Here is a 14740-nt window from a genome sequence, read left to right on the forward strand (position 1 = left end):
AATGAGAAAAAATAAGCATTTCCTTTCAAAATTATTGATTTTAAGTATCTTGATAACAACTTTTACTGCAAATAAAGCATTTAGTCAAGTTAGCACTAATGATTCTGACTTTTGGAAAAACGTACATTTTGGTGGCGGACTAGGTCTTAGTTTTGGGAACGATACTTTTAATGCCAGTATTTCTCCTAGTGCAATTTACCAGGTTAACCAGCAATTTGCAATTGGCACTGGTTTAAACTTCAACTACTCTAAGTTTGGAGACAACACACTAACAGCATACGGAGCAAGTGCATTAACGTTATTTAACGTGATACCTGCCATACAATTATCTGCAGAGTTTGAACAACTGCGTGTTAACCGTAATTTTAGTTTTGATGGAGCTAACATTTCAGACAACTACTGGAGTCCTGCACTATTTTTAGGCTTAGGATACTCTAGCCAAAATGTGACTTTTGGTTTGCGTTATGATGTGTTGTATGATGACGAAAAAAGCATTTATACAGATGCTCTAATGCCTTTTATAAGAGTTTATTTCTAATCTACTATTTGCATTTTTTTAAGTAAGAACGATGCATTCATGTTTTTACAAATTCCGTCTTTAAACTTATAATCAAAATGCAGTTCATTATCTATAATTTCTGCATCAAAATAATGATTTTTAACCCCTGGCAACTCATCTGCAGCCTTACACAAACTAAGATCGTGAGTAGCTATAATTCCGGTAGATTGTGATGCCACCAACTTCTCTACAAATTTACGAGAACCAATAGCTTTATCTGTACTATTTGTTCCTTTTAAAATTTCATCTAAAACAATAAAATAGCGATCGTTTTGTATTTCATCAACAATAAATTTTAATCGCTTCAACTCAGAAAAAAAGTACGACTCCTCATCTGTTAATGAGTCTGTTGTACGCATACTTGTAATTAATTTTATAGGAGAATATTCAGCTGCCGTACCACATATTGGCAAACCCATATTAGCCATAACAATTTGTAATGAAACTGTACGCAAAAACGTACTTTTACCAGCCATATTAGCACCAGTTACTATAAAAAACTCTGCATTATTTATATCTATATCGTTTTTAACACTTTTAGTAGGATCTAGCAATGGATGTGCTGCGTTTTTAACCAATAACACCTTACCGTTATTATTAATATTTGGGTACACATAATTTGCATTATTATAAGCAAAATTACCTAAGCTATTATACGCATCAAAAAAAGCAATAACGTTAAACCACTCTTCTACAGAAGACCCGTATGCTTTTATCCATTGTTCTATCTTATAAGATTGATGAATATCCCATAATAAGAAACCGTTACCCAAAAAGCCAAAAATCATATTATTACGCTGATCTAAAGCTCCTAAAATCCTTGAAAACTCGTGTAAAACAGCAGAAGTTTTTTTACTGTTTTTTACAATAAGCTCTCTTTTTTCTTTTAGTAGATTAGACGTAAACTCAACATTTTCTATCTCTACAATTAATTTTTGATACTGCTGAAAAGTACTTTGAATTTTACCCATATCTGCAGCCAACTTACTTACTTTTTTAAAATAAGTACCCGTAATTAACAAGCCAATAAAAAACCAACCCGCTATTAAAAAACCAGATATAAAACCTAAAAAATACAAAACAAAAAGCGCAATACTTACTACAGTAAATACTGTTGGCACAAACTTCATAAACACAGGAACAAAAGCTGTATGTTTTTGCATCCACGCCACAATAGTTTTATAAGACACCTCAGCTTTTACAAGCGTTGCAATAGCTGCAAATTCTTGCCTCCATTTAGGCTTAGAAGCCAATTCCTTAACCGCTTCTTGCTTGGCCTCTATATCATCAATATTATTAGCCGTAAACTGTTTAGCCAACTCCTCACTACCTTGCTCCAAAGCTGTTCTATTGCTAAATTGATAAAAAGATCCTTTACCAAACAAATCTATATCTTGACTATAAAAATGAAGTGGATCTGCAAACTCTTCTCCATCCGGAAGATTATGAAACTTACGGTGCAAAACATCTATCTCTATCTCGTTAATCTTAATAAGAGCTAAAAATTTATGATAACCGTATTGCAAATCTGAATGCCTAGAAACTAAAAAAACAAAACCAATTATAGCTCCTAAAATAACAGCCATAATAGCTTTAGAATTACCCATAAAAAAGTAAATACCAAAACCTGCTAATAAAAAAACAGCCAACCTAAGCAAGCTAGAAACTAACAATTTAGATTTTACTTTTGAGGACTCCTCTTTATATGTAGTAATATTTTGAGTATAAAATTCGATAAGCTCTTTCATAACTATTGTAGTAGGGTAAAAATTTTAGAATTAGTAAAGATATTTGTTATTCTTCTAATTTTTCTAATTCTGCTTGTTGTTTTTTGGTAAGTTTAGACACTACCAAGTCATAGGAATGATCTATTAATTCTTTTAACACTACAGGAGAAATACGCTCTATTTCTATTGTATTCCAATGCTTTTTATTCATATGAAAACCAGGAATAATAACTCCGTCATACTCTTCACGCAATACCACAGCACGTTCTGGATTACACTTTAAGTTTACCTGAGGAGGTAACCTCTCTAAAGAAGTCAAGGCAAACATTTTTCCCATAACCTTAAAAACCAAAGTGCGCTCATCAAAAGGAAACTCTTCTGTAATTCCTTTTTTAGTTAAACAATACGCCCTAAAGTCCTCTATGTTCATATACCCAAAACTTATATTGTTGTAGAATCATACACAACAACCTTATCCCATAAATGAGCAGACTCCTCTATAAAAGTTAAGTGAGCCTCTTCATCTTGGTATTTTTGTTGATTTTCTACCGATGTAAAAGACACCAATAAACTAAAAGTAAAACTACCATCTACAACATCTCTTGTTGCATTTGGTGCCACCCCAATAAAATTAGTGTTTGCATATTCTGAAGCATCTAAAAACTTACGTAAAGACGTTTTAAATGCTTTTTTATCATCTTCACTATTTGGATTTTTTAACCAAAAATATACGTTATGCACAAATGTTGGCTCAAAATTATTTCTATCAACCTTCATAAATATTTTATTTACTTATTTATCTCTTTTTCTATATGCTTAACCTCTTGCTTGTTTTCTATTTTTAAAGCAGAATAATCTAAAGACCAACCAATAGTTTGCACTATTGTCTCTATTAAAAGAATAGCTTCTATAGCTTCTTTACGCGCAGTATCCATTAATCCGCTCACAGGTATCTTCTCTAAAATATGCTCTTTTGCTTCTTTATTAACATTAGTTAAATCTTCAGGTGAAAACGAGTTAAATAATCCGTTTTTAATATCATAAAACTGAAGCTCTGGAGAAACAGACAACACTTCTGGTTCTGGAAAATTTGTAAGCACAATTTTCTTTTTTACATCATCTGCATTTAAAAGAATCTTTTTTAAGTCGTACCCAATTTGAACCTTAGCATTAATAATTACCAATGCCTTTTTTTTACTACTCACCAAGCTCATAAAATGCTCCTTGGTATTATGGTACTGATACACCTCTGCAAAATCTCCTTCTACAGAAATCAACTTACAAACCCTTTTTATCTTTTCTAATAAAACAGTGGACTGTGTATGCGTAACTTCTTTTGTTTTTTTAGTTCTAAAAAAAGAGTACACCCAATACATAAGTATAGCACCCAAAATTAACCCTAAAAAAACCTCTATTAAACTATCCATTTTTTATTTTAAGTATTACTAAAAAGTACTTTGCAACATTGTACTACTCTTCAATTTTATACAAAACCGGCCTACTAGGGCTTGCATCATTCTCAAAAGGAGCTACTTGCAAATTTAAAAAATATGTACCATCCTCTATAGTATTAGCAACATATATAAATTCTGTTATAGTAGCATTCTCCCTAATTTTACCGCTAAAATTCCAAAAAGCCCTGTGCGAAACCAATAGTCCATTATCTTTTTCCTTGTCTACAGAAGGCAAATCTATAAGTAAATGCTCTACTCCTTTTTCCTTTAAAAACGCAGCTCCTTCTTCTAACATATAAGGCGGGTTTGTATTAGAGTACTGCGCGTTAATTTTATCGGACAAATTAGGAATTGTACGTATTACAACTGCTTCTCGCTTTTTTTTACCCAAAGCATATTGCAATTGCTTTTTAGAAATCACAAAATCGTCTCCCATTTTTTCTGGAGCTATAGTAATAACCTCTGCTAAAAAGAAAAATTGTTTTAATTTTTGATTTACAGACATAAATTTTTCTGTAATATGACCCGCACATTCTGTATGCGTACCGTGCGCATGCGGATTAAAACTTATATTTTTAAAGTTTACAGATGAACCCTCGCTTACCAAACCAACAAAATCACCATCTGTATGTGGCTCTATAACTGGCGCACCAACATACCAAGCGTTTACATTAGACTCATTACCTTTTAAGGGCATACTAATATCTAACGCATCATTTAAATTTATTGAATATTTTTTTGTTCTTACCGTAATAACTGCCTTCATAAATCTCTTTCTGTATTAATTTTATAAGTTAACAATAAATAAATCTGCTGCTATACCATCACTTAAAAATTTACCTTTTGCTGTTACTAAAAGCGTATTGTTTTTAAGTTGCAACAAACCTTTTTCAATTTTTTTATTTGCTTCTTTTTCTAAATAAACCACATATTTTAACCCAAAATCTTCCTCTACCTTTTGCAGAGAAACTCCCCAAATGGTTCGTAAACCGGTCATAACATACTCATTATACCTATCTACAACAGACAATTCTTCTACTTCTTTAGGCAACTCATTTAAAGCAATGGCTTTAATATATTTAGGATTATTATTCACATTCCAACTTCTACTTTCCCCATTAAAAGAATGTGCAGACGGGCCAACACCTAAATATTTTTTACCCAACCAATATGCGGTATTATTTTTAGAAAAATAGTCTGGTTTTCCAAAGTTAGAAAACTCATAATTTACAAAACCCTCTTTAGCCAATTCTTTTACCAATATTTTATGGTGCTCTTGGGCAACACTATCTTTAACTGGTGCTATTTCTCCCTTTTTTATAAATTTCTCCAAGGCTGTTTTAGGCTCTACGGTTAGCGCATAACTAGAGATATGTGGCAAACCAAAAGATAGAGCTTTATCTATATTTTGCTTCCACTTATTATTACTCATCCCAGGAATACCGTAAATTAAATCTATAGTAATATTAGAAAAATGCTTTGTCGCTTCAATTATACAATCTTCTGCTTCGTTAGCATTATGCGCCCTATTCATCAGTTTTAAATCATCTTCAAAAAAAGACTGCACTCCAATACTAAGTCTATTTACCTTAGAAGCTGCTAATTGTTCAATTTTTAAGGTTGATAAATCATCTGGATTAGCCTCTAAAGTTATCTCTGGATTACCAATAACATTGTAATTGACATAAACTGTTTTTATAAGTTGATTTATTTCTTCTGTATCTAAAACAGACGGTGTACCTCCACCAAAATAAATAGTCTCTACGTTAGTATTTGTAAACTCACTTTTGCGTAAAATAAGTTCTTTAGAAATTGCCTGAAGCATTTCTTCCTTTTTACCCATTGTGGTAGAAAAATGAAAATCACAATAATGGCAAGCTTGTTTACAAAAAGGAATGTGAATATAAATACCAGCCATTTTGTTATTTTTTTACTCTGCTTTGGTTTTGCTTCACAAAAGAATCCCAACCAGAATAACTTTTACCAGTATCTATTTTATTGCTATTATAATAATGACAAACCGCAGCTGCCAAACCATCTGTAGCATCTAAATTTTTAGGCAATTCTTTTAACCCCAACATATTTTGCAACATACCAGCCACTTGCTCCTTACTAGCATTACCATTACCTGTTATTGCCATTTTTATTTTTTTAGGCATATACTCTGTTACCGTTAATTGCCTAGACAAACCTGCCGCCATAGCAACTCCTTGTGCGCGACCCAACTTTAGCATTGACTGTACATTTTTACCGTAAAACGGAGCCTCTAAAGCCATTTCATCTGGGTGATACGTGTCAATAAGCTCTATGGTACGCTCAAAAATAAGTTTTAATTTAGTGTACGGATCCTTATATTTTTGCAATAAAAGCTCATTCATTTGCAAAAACTCCATTTTTTTTCCTACCACTTTTATGATGCCAAAACCCATAATTGTAGTTCCAGGATCTACTCCTAAAATAATTCTCTCTTTAGACACTAATTTGCTATTTGGTATTTATTACTAACGGAATTCTAAACTTAGCTTTTACAGGAATTCCTCTTTTTAGAGCTGGTTTTAACTTTGGTAGGCTTTTAATACCACGAGTAATTATACCATTAAAACCTGGTATTTGACTATTAACAATAGAGTCTTGTTCTATATGTAAAATAGAAATTAAACCCTTGTTATCTATTAATACATCTATGCGTATGGTATCTTTTATTTTTCTATCTAAAACAAACTCAAAATCCCCTAAAATCTCCGAGTAATGTAACAACAACATCTCCTCAAAACACTTTTTTTGAACTTCTTTTGAAGCGAGTTCATCACACCCTTCAAACAACGGAAATTGATCTATAGCATTCCAATCTATACCTCCCATTTCTTGTTCTATTATCTTCTGAGTTTTTTCGGCTCTAGAATCAAAAAAATCGCAAGAAACACAAAGAAATATCATAAGAATTAAAGCTGCTCTTTGCATAAAAACTGAATTCTAGGCGAAATTTACAATTTTTTAATCAAGTGAACAGCATAGTCACTAAATTAGAATCACAATACAAGCTCTCATTTACAGGCAACAAACAAGTGGCAACTCCTTTTAAACACCCTAAAGAATAGTTTTTTCTAGTTAAAATAACATAACAAATTACCACACCTAACCACCTAACACTATTTTACCTAAAATTTTAATTTTTAAATTATTTAAGGTTAATTTTCTATATTTATGATCTAATCAAAAGAAAACAACCTCCTGTTTTTTAAGATTTTAATACTATCTTACTATGAAATTAACGTATAAACAAACAGAGAAAAGACCCGAAAATTCTTTTCTTGCTCGCCAAGACAGAATGCCTTGTATAGAACAAAATTGGCACTTTCATAAAGAGCTAGAGTTAATTTATTTTATTAAAAGTACAGGCACTAGATACGTAGGTAACTCTATTGGAAATTTTGCCCCTGGAGAACTATATTTAATAGGAAGCAACGTTCCTCATCTATTTAAAAATCATAAAGAATATTATGCAGACAAACTAGAAGATGAAGCCGTAGATTTAATTGTTATTAAATTTGAAAACGATTTTCTTGGCTCAGATTTTTTAGATTTAGCAGAAGCAAAAAGACTACAAACTCTTTTTCAGAAAGCAAATATGGGACTGCAATTTTCTAAAGCTGCAACCTACCTTGTACACAACCACATCCTTGGATTAGTAGGAAATCAAGGTCTTTCTAGAATTATTGGATTACTAAAAATACTAGATATATTATCTGTTAGCGAAAACTACAAACCACTATGCACAGAGGTTATAACAAACACATACAACAAAAACGAAAAAGATCGTATGGCAAAAGTAATTACGTTCTTAACTGAAAATTTTGACAAAAAAATAGAACTAGAAGAGGTATCTTCAATTGCTTTTATGACTCCAAATGCATTTTGCAGATACTTTAAAAAAAGAACTAAAAAATCTTTTACACAATACCTTAATGAAATTAGATTAAGACACGCTTGTAAATTATTAATTGAAGGAGAAATGCAAATCTCTACTGTCTGCTACCAATCTGGCTTTAATACTTTAACAAACTTTAATAGGCAGTTTAAAACCTTAATGAAGGTTACACCATCTGAATATATGGAAAAATACAACCAAAGAATATCTGCATCATAAGCTAATAAAAGCACACATTTTAAAAAGGTATAATAATGCTACTATTAGGTAAGAGTGCGATATCAAAAATCATTTCTTGCTATTATATTTGATCCATTAAAAAACAAACATCTTACTTATGTCTGCCCTAATTATATTAATAATCTGCATTATTTTATTAATTGTAACTGTTACCGTTTTTAAAGTACACCCAATACCAGCATTACTTGTTTTTGGACTTATATTGGGGTTAGCAACAGGAGAATCTGTTGCCGTTGTAACCGAAAGCTTACTAAGCGGCTTTGGCAACACATTAAAATGGATTGGCTTAATTATACTTTTTGGAGCTTTACTAGGAGAAATATTATCTAACACAGGTGGGGCTGACGTTATTGCCGATAGTATTATTGGTTTATTTGGCACCAAATACCTACCCTTAAGTATGGCTGTTATAGGTTTTTTAATAGGAATTCCTGTTTTTATGGACGTTGCCTACTTAACTTTACTACCAACATTACATGTTTTATCCAAAAAGTCTGGACACTCTATTTTAGTACTTGGCTTATCTTTAGCAATAAGTCTAACAGTTGCTCATGCACTAATACCCCCTACTCCAGGACCACTAGCAGTTGCAGCAGCTTTTAACATTAATGTAGGCACAATTATTCCATTAAACGTTATAGTTGCTATTGCTGCAATACTAGGAGGCTTAGCTTGGCTAAAATTTAATAAAAAAAACCTTCAAATAACTAACAAAATAGATAACAGCAAAATAAATCAAACTAAAAAAAAGGTTTTAACTGGCTATAAAAAAACACTCCCTTTTGCCGCTTTATTAATTCCGTTAGCTTTAATGTCTATTGGTACTATTTTTAAAGAGGAAAACCAATTAATATCGTTTATAAAAAATCCTATTTGGGCCTTACTAATTGGTATTGTATTTGCATTACCATTACTTGGGAAAAAGAATTTTTCAACCAAGCTAAACAATTACTTTAATACTGCAGGGTCTAAAACCGCTATTGTTATTTTAATTACAGGAACTGGTGGTGCATTTGGTCAAGTTATAAAAGATACTGGTATTGTTAGCGACCTATTTACAAGCACAGACTCAATTTCATCTATGGGTATAATTGTGCCATTTGCACTAAGCATGCTGTTTACAACAGTTACAGGATCTATAACTGTTTCTTTAATAACAACAGCATCTATTGTTGCCCCGCTAATTAGTAACGGCACTTTAGACCCTGCCTTTACAACAGCTGCAATTTGCGCAGGCTCTTTAGGAATTATTCACGTAAACAGCAGCTTCTTTTGGTTGTTTAAAGAAATACACCAAGTATCTGTACCAAAACTCCTAAAGTCATTTAGCTTACTTACTGCTATTGTTTCTTTATCTGGCGGATTAATGGTATTTATTGCCTACATACTTACTAGAAAATAAAACAATTGTCAATTTTGTGCTTATAGGGTAAAATAATGCTGCTCTAAGGTAAAATTCTTCAATATGTACGTTTAATATTAGGGTTTCTTTGTGTAACAAGGATGAAGAACCTATTACCAACACACACTTCATCCAAATCAACTAACACAAAAACCACATAATAATGGACACATACACGCTAGCAATTATACTTGTTGTATTTGCAAGTTTTTTCCAAGGAACCTTTGGATTAGGAATGAAATATATAGCACCACTAAAATGGGAAGCTTGGTGGTTAGTACAAGCATTTATTGCTATGATTTTTGTTCCTGTAATTTGGGCATTAATTGTAATTCCTGATTTATTTAGTGTATTGGCCAATGTAGACGCTAGCACTTTTTGGACAGCCTCTCTTTATGGTTTTTTATGGGGAATTGGAGGTATACTTTTTGGAGTAAGTGTAGAAAAAACAGGAATCTCTATAACCTATGGTATTGTAATGGGGTTAGCAGCATCTATGGGATGTATTATTCCTCTATTTCAAATTGACGGCGCTTTCTCGCAACCATCTTTCCCAATTATATTAGTAGGCGTAGCTCTGCTATTAGTAGGCGTGGGTATTACTGCAATAGCTGGCGTTAAAAGAGATAAACTTAAAAGCAATAATGAGTCATCTAGCAATAAATCTATAAAACTAGGCGTATTAATTGCTGTAGCGTCTGGCGTATTATCGGCTTTTTTAAACGTAGGTTTTTCTAATGCTGCTCCTGTTGCAAAAATAGCAGTAGATAGTTATTGTACTAGTGCACAAAATGCAAGTTTAGCGTCTTGGGTAGTTGTTTTAATTGGAGCATTTGCTATGAACGGCGGTTATGCTATTTACAGGCTTGCTAAAAACAAAACCTGGAATTCTTTTAAAGTAAAAAATAGCAAAAAAGCATACATATGGGCTATTGCCACAGGTATATTTTGGTTTGCCGCTCTTGGTGTTTATGGCCAAGGAGCTGCTTTAATGGGAGATTTAGGTCCTGTTATTGGATGGCCAATTTTATTAGGTTTAGCATTAATAATAAGTAACATTTGGGCATATAGATCTGGAGAATGGAATAATGCCAAAGGCCCTTTTAAAATTCTTTTAGGCGGACTAGCTGTACTTATTTCTGCCATTTGCATTTTAGGATACGCAAACTACTAAAACAAACCAATTAACTATAAAACACAGTTCTAAAGCCGTTCTGCTTTTTAACTTGAAAAAAAATCCAATTTGGTATGAAAATTAAACACATAGAACCTTACGTAATCAGCCACGAGTTGGATACTCCTTTTTACTTTTCTCAATGGCAATACAACACAAGAAAAATTTGTCTTGTAAAAATAACCTTAGAAGATGGCACCTATGGCTGGGGAGAGGGTTATGGCCCAGCAGGTGTAATTAAAGCCGGTATAGAATTTTTTACTCCTTTTCTTATAGGAAAACAAGCCATTGAAAACGAAGTTTTATGGCAAGAAATGTACCGAAGATCTATGGATTACGCCCGAAGCGGAAGCTTACAAGCCGCATTAAGTGCAATAGATGTAGCGCTGTGGGATATAAAGGGTAAACTACTAAATAAATCTGTAGCCGTTTTATTGGGCGGATTAAAAAACCCCACCATACAACCTTATGCAACTGGACTATATTTTACAAGAGTAGACAATTTAGAAAAAGTACTTACTGAAGAAGCAAAGCTTTATAAATCTCAAGGTTTTAAAGCCATTAAAATGAAAGTAGGCTTAAGCATTGAGGAAGACGTAAAATATGTAGCAGCCATACGCAAAGCAATTGGCAATGATGTTAGATTAATGATTGACGCAAACCACGCATATAGTTACCAAGAAGCAATAGAACTTTGCCGAAGAGTAGAAAAATACAATATCTCATGGTTTGAAGAACCAGTTTCTCCTGAAGATTATGACGGCTACAGAAGATTAAGAGAAAACACTACAATACCAATTGCTGGTGGCGAGTGTGAGTACCTAAAATTTGGATTTAAAAGGCTACTAGAAAAAGAGTGTGTAGATATTGCACAACCAGACATTTGTGCCTCTGGAGGACTGACTGAAGCAAAAAGAATTGCAACCCTAGCCCAAGCATTTAACAAAGATATTGTACCACACTCTTGGGGAACTTGGATTGCCATTAGCGCTGCTGCACATTTTGTAGGCAATCTAGATAAAAATCCGGGAAGAATGTATAACGACCTACCAACTATGGAATTAGACAGGTCTGAAAATGCATTGAGAGACATAGTTACAAAGTGTGACCTTACCATAAATAACGGACTATTGTGCGTTCCTAACACCCCTGGTTTAGGCGTAGATGTAAATATGGATGAATTAGAAAAATACCTTGATAAAGAAATACATCAAAATGAAAAAAGATTTAAAATTCGGTAATAAAAAACTATATATAAATGGCGAATTAAAAGATGCTTCTAACGGAGCGTCTTTTGATGTAATATGTCCTGCCGATGAAAAACCAGTAGCTAATATTGCTTGGGCTAGTAAAGAAGACACAAAATTAGCGCTACAGACTGCTGAAGAAGGATTTAAACACTGGTCTAAACTACCATTAAAAGAACGTTTAAACTGGATAGATAAGCTAAGAAATAAAATACTAGAAAAAAGCGACTTACTACGCAGTAGTATTATGCATGAAATGGGAAAAACTTGGGAAGGAAGCGAAGAAGACCTTACAAGTATCACCAATTCTCTAGAATATTACTCTAAGGAAATTACTAAACGCCATGACATTAAAATAGAAGATAAAGAAGGTTCTCACGAACATAAAATTGTTTCACAACCTCTTGGTGTTGCTGTAGCCTTTTTGGCTTATAATTTTCCTTTATTAAATTTAGGTTTTAAACTAGGTCCTGCGTTAGCTGCCGGTTGCAGCATTATACTTAAACCATCTGAATTTTCACCTTTATCTGCATACATTATAGGAGAAATTTGTCACGAGATTAATTTTCCTAAAGGTGTTGTTACTGTTATTTGTGGTGATGTATCTGATGTTGGCATTCCGCTATGCGAAAGTAAAATTCCACGTTTAATAACAATGATTGGCTCTACAGAAACTGCACAAAAATTAATAGAGCAAAGCAGTAAAACTTCTATAAAAAGATACAGTATGGAGTGCGGTGGCAATGCTCCTTTTATTGTTTTTGACGATGCAGATTTAGAACTTGCAATAAATATTGGTGCCGCATTAAAAGTTGGCAATACAGGACAAATATGTGTTGCTCCAAACAGGTTTTACATTCACACTTCTGTTATCAAAAAATTTACAGAAGGCATTGTAAACAAATTTAAAAGTACAACCATTGGTTTTGGCAAAGAAAATAAACCACAAATGGGACCCTTAACCAACAAGCAATCTGTAAACAAAGTACAAGGTATAGTTACAGAAGCTGTTAACCAAGGGGGAGAAATACATTATGGAGGCAAAGCAATAGACGAACCTGGTTATTATTTTGAGCCTACAGTAATAACATTTAAAGACTCTAACCCAGAAATTTTACAACATGAAATTTTTGGTCCTGTAGCACTAATTGTTCCATTTACAACAAAAGAAGAAGTTATAGAATTAGCAAACAATACAGATGCCGGTTTGGCATCTTACGTGTTCTCTAAAAACGATGAAACTCTTGCTTATTTTTCTAGCAAATTAGAGTTTGGAGAAGTACAACTTAACGGTGTAAAATACGATATTTATTTACCTCACGGCGGTGTAAAAAACAGCGGAATTGGTGTAGACTGCTCTACATATGCTTTAGATGATTATCTAATTAAAAAAAGAGTTTCTAAAGCATTAAACTAATGGCAACACCAGATTATTTTATTAGTTGTGATTGGGGAACATCTAACTTTAGGTTACGTGTTGTAGAAACAGCTACGCTTAGTATTGTTGCTGAACATAAAACAGACTGTGGAATAAAATCTCTCTATGAAAAATTTTTAAAACAAAGAGATAAAGAACAAACACAGTTTTTTGCAGACTACCTTAAAACACAAATTTTACTTTTACCCAAAAAGTATCAAAACTATATTATAATTGCGGCAGGTATGGCCTCTTCTAACATTGGTTTATTTGAGCTTAATTATGCTGACTTTCCTTTAAATACAAATGGCAAAAATTTAATTTGGAAACACCTAGTTTTTAACAACAACTTAGAGGTATTGTTAATCTCTGGAGCCAAAACAAATTTTGGGATGATGCGTGGTGAAGAAGTACAAGCAGTAGGGTTAGAACAACAACTAAACCCTTATAAAAAAGGAATTCTGTTATTACCTGGTACGCATAGCAAACACCTAACATATGATAACGGAATTTATACGCATCTAAAAAATTATATGACAGGTGAGTTATTTGAAGTGATCTCTAGAAAAAGCATCTTAGCAAATTCAGTTAATCTTAACTCTTCAACTTTAATAAAAACTTCTTTTTTAGAAGGCGTACAACTTGGGCTAAAAGGACAATTAAGCGCTAGTTTATTTTCAATTAGAGCAAAAGATTTACTTCAAACATCAACCAAAGAAGAAAACTTTTATTTTTTAAGCGGACTCCTTATTGGTGATGAAATTAGCTATCTAAAAAATAATGACGAAAACATATTTTTAGTAGCACCCGATCCTGTTTTTAGTTTATATAAAATTGCGTTACAACAAATTATAACACAAGAACAATTAATTCTTTTTAATGATAAAACATTAGAAAATGCACTTTTAATTGGCCAAAAGAAAATACTACTTCAATATGAAAACTAAACATCCTTTTAATTGGGAATCACATAGTAAAGCACCAATTGTAGGTATTGTACGAGGATTACCTTTAGACACCGTTATTAGCATTGCAAACGCATATGTTTTGGCTGGTTTATCTACTATAGAAATTACTATGAACACCACTGGAGCTTCAGAAATAATTACAGAAATAAGAAACAAGTTCCCAAATTTAAATGTTGGTGCCGGTACAGTTTGCTCTGTAGAAGATTATAATAATGCTATTGCAGCAGGTGCGCAATTTATTGTAACCCCTGTAATTAATGAGGAAGTTATAAAAAAAGCTGTAGCAGATGACGTTCCTATTTTTCCGGGCGCTTATTCTCCATCAGAAATCTACAAAGCTTGGTCTTTGGGAGCTTCTGCCGTAAAGATTTTCCCTGCAACGCAGCTAGGCCCTACTTTTGTTAAAGATATACTAGCACCTTTAAATAATATAAAAGTACTACCTACTGGTGGTGTTACTAAAGAAAATATTGCTTCGTTTTTTGACGCAGGTGCTACTGGTGTTGGTATGGGAAGCTCCTTATTAAACAAAGAACTTATTAAGCAAAACGATTTTAATGGTTTGGCAGAACATTTTAAAAACATTAAAGCAGAGATTAAAGCATATTTATAATTGAGAACTAT

16 protein-coding genes are annotated in these 14740 nt (G+C 32.8%); 8 read left to right on the forward strand and 8 right to left on the reverse strand.

The features are described from left to right. The first annotated feature begins 1 nt into the window (after position 1). Positions 2-538, forward strand: a complete 537-nt coding sequence (locus tag Q4487_RS07325; protein ID WP_303540516.1) for an alpha-ketoglutarate decarboxylase — start codon at positions 2-4, stop codon at positions 536-538. Here the strand turns inward: Q4487_RS07325 and Q4487_RS07330 are convergent. From Q4487_RS07330 to Q4487_RS07365, 8 genes are read right to left on the reverse strand one after another with little or no spacing between them, the layout of a single operon-like run. After that, a complete protein-coding gene (locus Q4487_RS07330) occupies positions 535-2307 on the reverse strand; it encodes a DNA mismatch repair protein MutS (protein WP_303540514.1) in 1773 nt (590 codons plus the stop codon). The genes Q4487_RS07325 and Q4487_RS07330 overlap by 4 nt on opposite strands. 46 nt (positions 2308-2353) lie before the next feature. Next, positions 2354-2716 carry an MmcQ/YjbR family DNA-binding protein gene (locus tag Q4487_RS07335; protein WP_303540512.1) on the reverse strand — a complete coding sequence of 121 codons (363 nt, stop codon included), beginning with the start codon at positions 2714-2716 and terminating at the stop codon, positions 2354-2356. A gap of 11 nt (positions 2717-2727) precedes the next feature. Further along, positions 2728-3063, reverse strand: coding sequence for a Dabb family protein (locus Q4487_RS07340; protein WP_303540510.1), 336 nt, complete (start codon positions 3061-3063; stop codon positions 2728-2730). An 11-nt stretch (positions 3064-3074) separates the two neighbouring features. Further along, a complete protein-coding gene (locus tag Q4487_RS07345; protein WP_303540508.1) occupies positions 3075-3713 on the reverse strand; it encodes a DUF4230 domain-containing protein in 639 nt (212 codons plus the stop codon). Between the two features lie 43 nt (positions 3714-3756). Further along, a complete protein-coding gene (locus Q4487_RS07350) occupies positions 3757-4506 on the reverse strand; it encodes a cyclase family protein (protein ID WP_100893943.1) in 750 nt (249 codons plus the stop codon). 21 nt (positions 4507-4527) lie between these two features. Then, positions 4528-5658 (reverse strand): radical SAM family heme chaperone HemW, encoded by a 1131-nt coding sequence (gene hemW, locus Q4487_RS07355; RefSeq protein ID WP_303540504.1) that lies wholly within the window; start codon positions 5656-5658, stop codon positions 4528-4530. A 4-nt stretch (positions 5659-5662) separates the two neighbouring features. Next, positions 5663-6217 (reverse strand): crossover junction endodeoxyribonuclease RuvC, encoded by a 555-nt coding sequence (gene ruvC, locus Q4487_RS07360; RefSeq protein ID WP_100893945.1) that lies wholly within the window; start codon positions 6215-6217, stop codon positions 5663-5665. Positions 6218-6224: 7 nt separating this feature from the next. Beyond that, entirely contained in the window at positions 6225-6701 is a 477-nt protein-coding gene (locus tag Q4487_RS07365; RefSeq protein ID WP_100893946.1) for a hypothetical protein, read from the reverse strand. A gap of 301 nt (positions 6702-7002) precedes the next feature. Here Q4487_RS07365 and Q4487_RS07370 point away from each other — a divergent pair, with 301 nt between their 5' ends. From Q4487_RS07370 to Q4487_RS07400, 7 genes are all read left to right on the forward strand, one after another. Beyond that, positions 7003-7887 carry an AraC family transcriptional regulator gene (locus tag Q4487_RS07370; RefSeq protein ID WP_303540502.1) on the forward strand — a complete coding sequence of 295 codons (885 nt, stop codon included), beginning with the start codon at positions 7003-7005 and terminating at the stop codon, positions 7885-7887. A 118-nt stretch (positions 7888-8005) separates the two neighbouring features. Beyond that, complete coding sequence (locus tag Q4487_RS07375) at positions 8006-9310, forward strand: GntP family permease (RefSeq protein WP_303540501.1); 1305 nt, start codon at positions 8006-8008, stop codon at positions 9308-9310. A gap of 163 nt (positions 9311-9473) precedes the next feature. Further along, a complete protein-coding gene (locus Q4487_RS07380; RefSeq protein ID WP_303540499.1) occupies positions 9474-10484 on the forward strand; it encodes an L-rhamnose/proton symporter RhaT in 1011 nt (336 codons plus the stop codon). Between the two features lie 74 nt (positions 10485-10558). Further along, the gene (locus Q4487_RS07385) at positions 10559-11725 is read left to right on the forward strand and encodes a mandelate racemase/muconate lactonizing enzyme family protein (protein ID WP_303540497.1); all 1167 of its coding nucleotides are present in this window, start codon (positions 10559-10561) and stop codon (positions 11723-11725) included. After that, positions 11700-13148 carry an aldehyde dehydrogenase family protein gene (locus tag Q4487_RS07390; RefSeq protein WP_303540495.1) on the forward strand — a complete coding sequence of 483 codons (1449 nt, stop codon included), beginning with the start codon at positions 11700-11702 and terminating at the stop codon, positions 13146-13148. Before Q4487_RS07385 ends, Q4487_RS07390 begins: the two co-directional genes overlap by 26 nt. Further along, positions 13148-14095: a 2-dehydro-3-deoxygalactonokinase gene (locus tag Q4487_RS07395; protein ID WP_303540493.1), complete on the forward strand. Its 948-nt coding sequence runs from the start codon at positions 13148-13150 to the stop codon at positions 14093-14095. The genes Q4487_RS07390 and Q4487_RS07395 overlap by 1 nt, the downstream gene beginning before the upstream one ends. Further along, on the forward strand, positions 14085-14729 hold the full coding sequence (locus Q4487_RS07400) for a bifunctional 4-hydroxy-2-oxoglutarate aldolase/2-dehydro-3-deoxy-phosphogluconate aldolase (RefSeq protein ID WP_303540491.1): 645 nt from the start codon (positions 14085-14087) through the stop codon (positions 14727-14729). The genes Q4487_RS07395 and Q4487_RS07400 overlap by 11 nt, the downstream gene beginning before the upstream one ends. Positions 14730-14740: the final 11 nt, after the last annotated feature.

Source organism: Cellulophaga sp. 3_MG-2023 (genome assembly GCF_030546975.1).
Lineage (GTDB): Bacteria > Bacteroidota > Bacteroidia > Flavobacteriales > Flavobacteriaceae > Cellulophaga.

Bases quoted from the DNA above. Each gene is read 5' to 3' on its own strand.
- Q4487_RS07385 (WP_303540497.1), top strand. From the start codon at position 10,559: ATGAAAATTAAACACATAGAACCTTACGTAATCAGCCACGAGTTGGAT.
- Q4487_RS07330 (WP_303540514.1), bottom strand. From the start codon at position 2,307: ATGAAAGAGCTTATCGAATTTTATACTCAAAATATTACTACATATAAA.
- Q4487_RS07345 (WP_303540508.1), bottom strand. From the start codon at position 3,713: ATGGATAGTTTAATAGAGGTTTTTTTAGGGTTAATTTTGGGTGCTATA.
- Q4487_RS07335 (WP_303540512.1), bottom strand. From the start codon at position 2,716: ATGAACATAGAGGACTTTAGGGCGTATTGTTTAACTAAAAAAGGAATT.
- Q4487_RS07400 (WP_303540491.1), top strand. From the start codon at position 14,085: ATGAAAACTAAACATCCTTTTAATTGGGAATCACATAGTAAAGCACCA.
- Q4487_RS07350 (WP_100893943.1), bottom strand. From the start codon at position 4,506: ATGAAGGCAGTTATTACGGTAAGAACAAAAAAATATTCAATAAATTTA.
- Q4487_RS07375 (WP_303540501.1), top strand. From the start codon at position 8,006: ATGTCTGCCCTAATTATATTAATAATCTGCATTATTTTATTAATTGTA.
- Q4487_RS07390 (WP_303540495.1), top strand. From the start codon at position 11,700: ATGAAAAAAGATTTAAAATTCGGTAATAAAAAACTATATATAAATGGC.
- Q4487_RS07325 (WP_303540516.1), top strand. From the start codon at position 2: ATGAGAAAAAATAAGCATTTCCTTTCAAAATTATTGATTTTAAGTATC.
- Q4487_RS07380 (WP_303540499.1), top strand. From the start codon at position 9,474: ATGGACACATACACGCTAGCAATTATACTTGTTGTATTTGCAAGTTTT.
- Q4487_RS07370 (WP_303540502.1), top strand. From the start codon at position 7,003: ATGAAATTAACGTATAAACAAACAGAGAAAAGACCCGAAAATTCTTTT.
- Q4487_RS07340 (WP_303540510.1), bottom strand. From the start codon at position 3,063: ATGAAGGTTGATAGAAATAATTTTGAGCCAACATTTGTGCATAACGTA.
- hemW (WP_303540504.1), bottom strand. From the start codon at position 5,658: ATGGCTGGTATTTATATTCACATTCCTTTTTGTAAACAAGCTTGCCAT.
- Q4487_RS07365 (WP_100893946.1), bottom strand. From the start codon at position 6,701: ATGCAAAGAGCAGCTTTAATTCTTATGATATTTCTTTGTGTTTCTTGC.
- Q4487_RS07395 (WP_303540493.1), top strand. From the start codon at position 13,148: ATGGCAACACCAGATTATTTTATTAGTTGTGATTGGGGAACATCTAAC.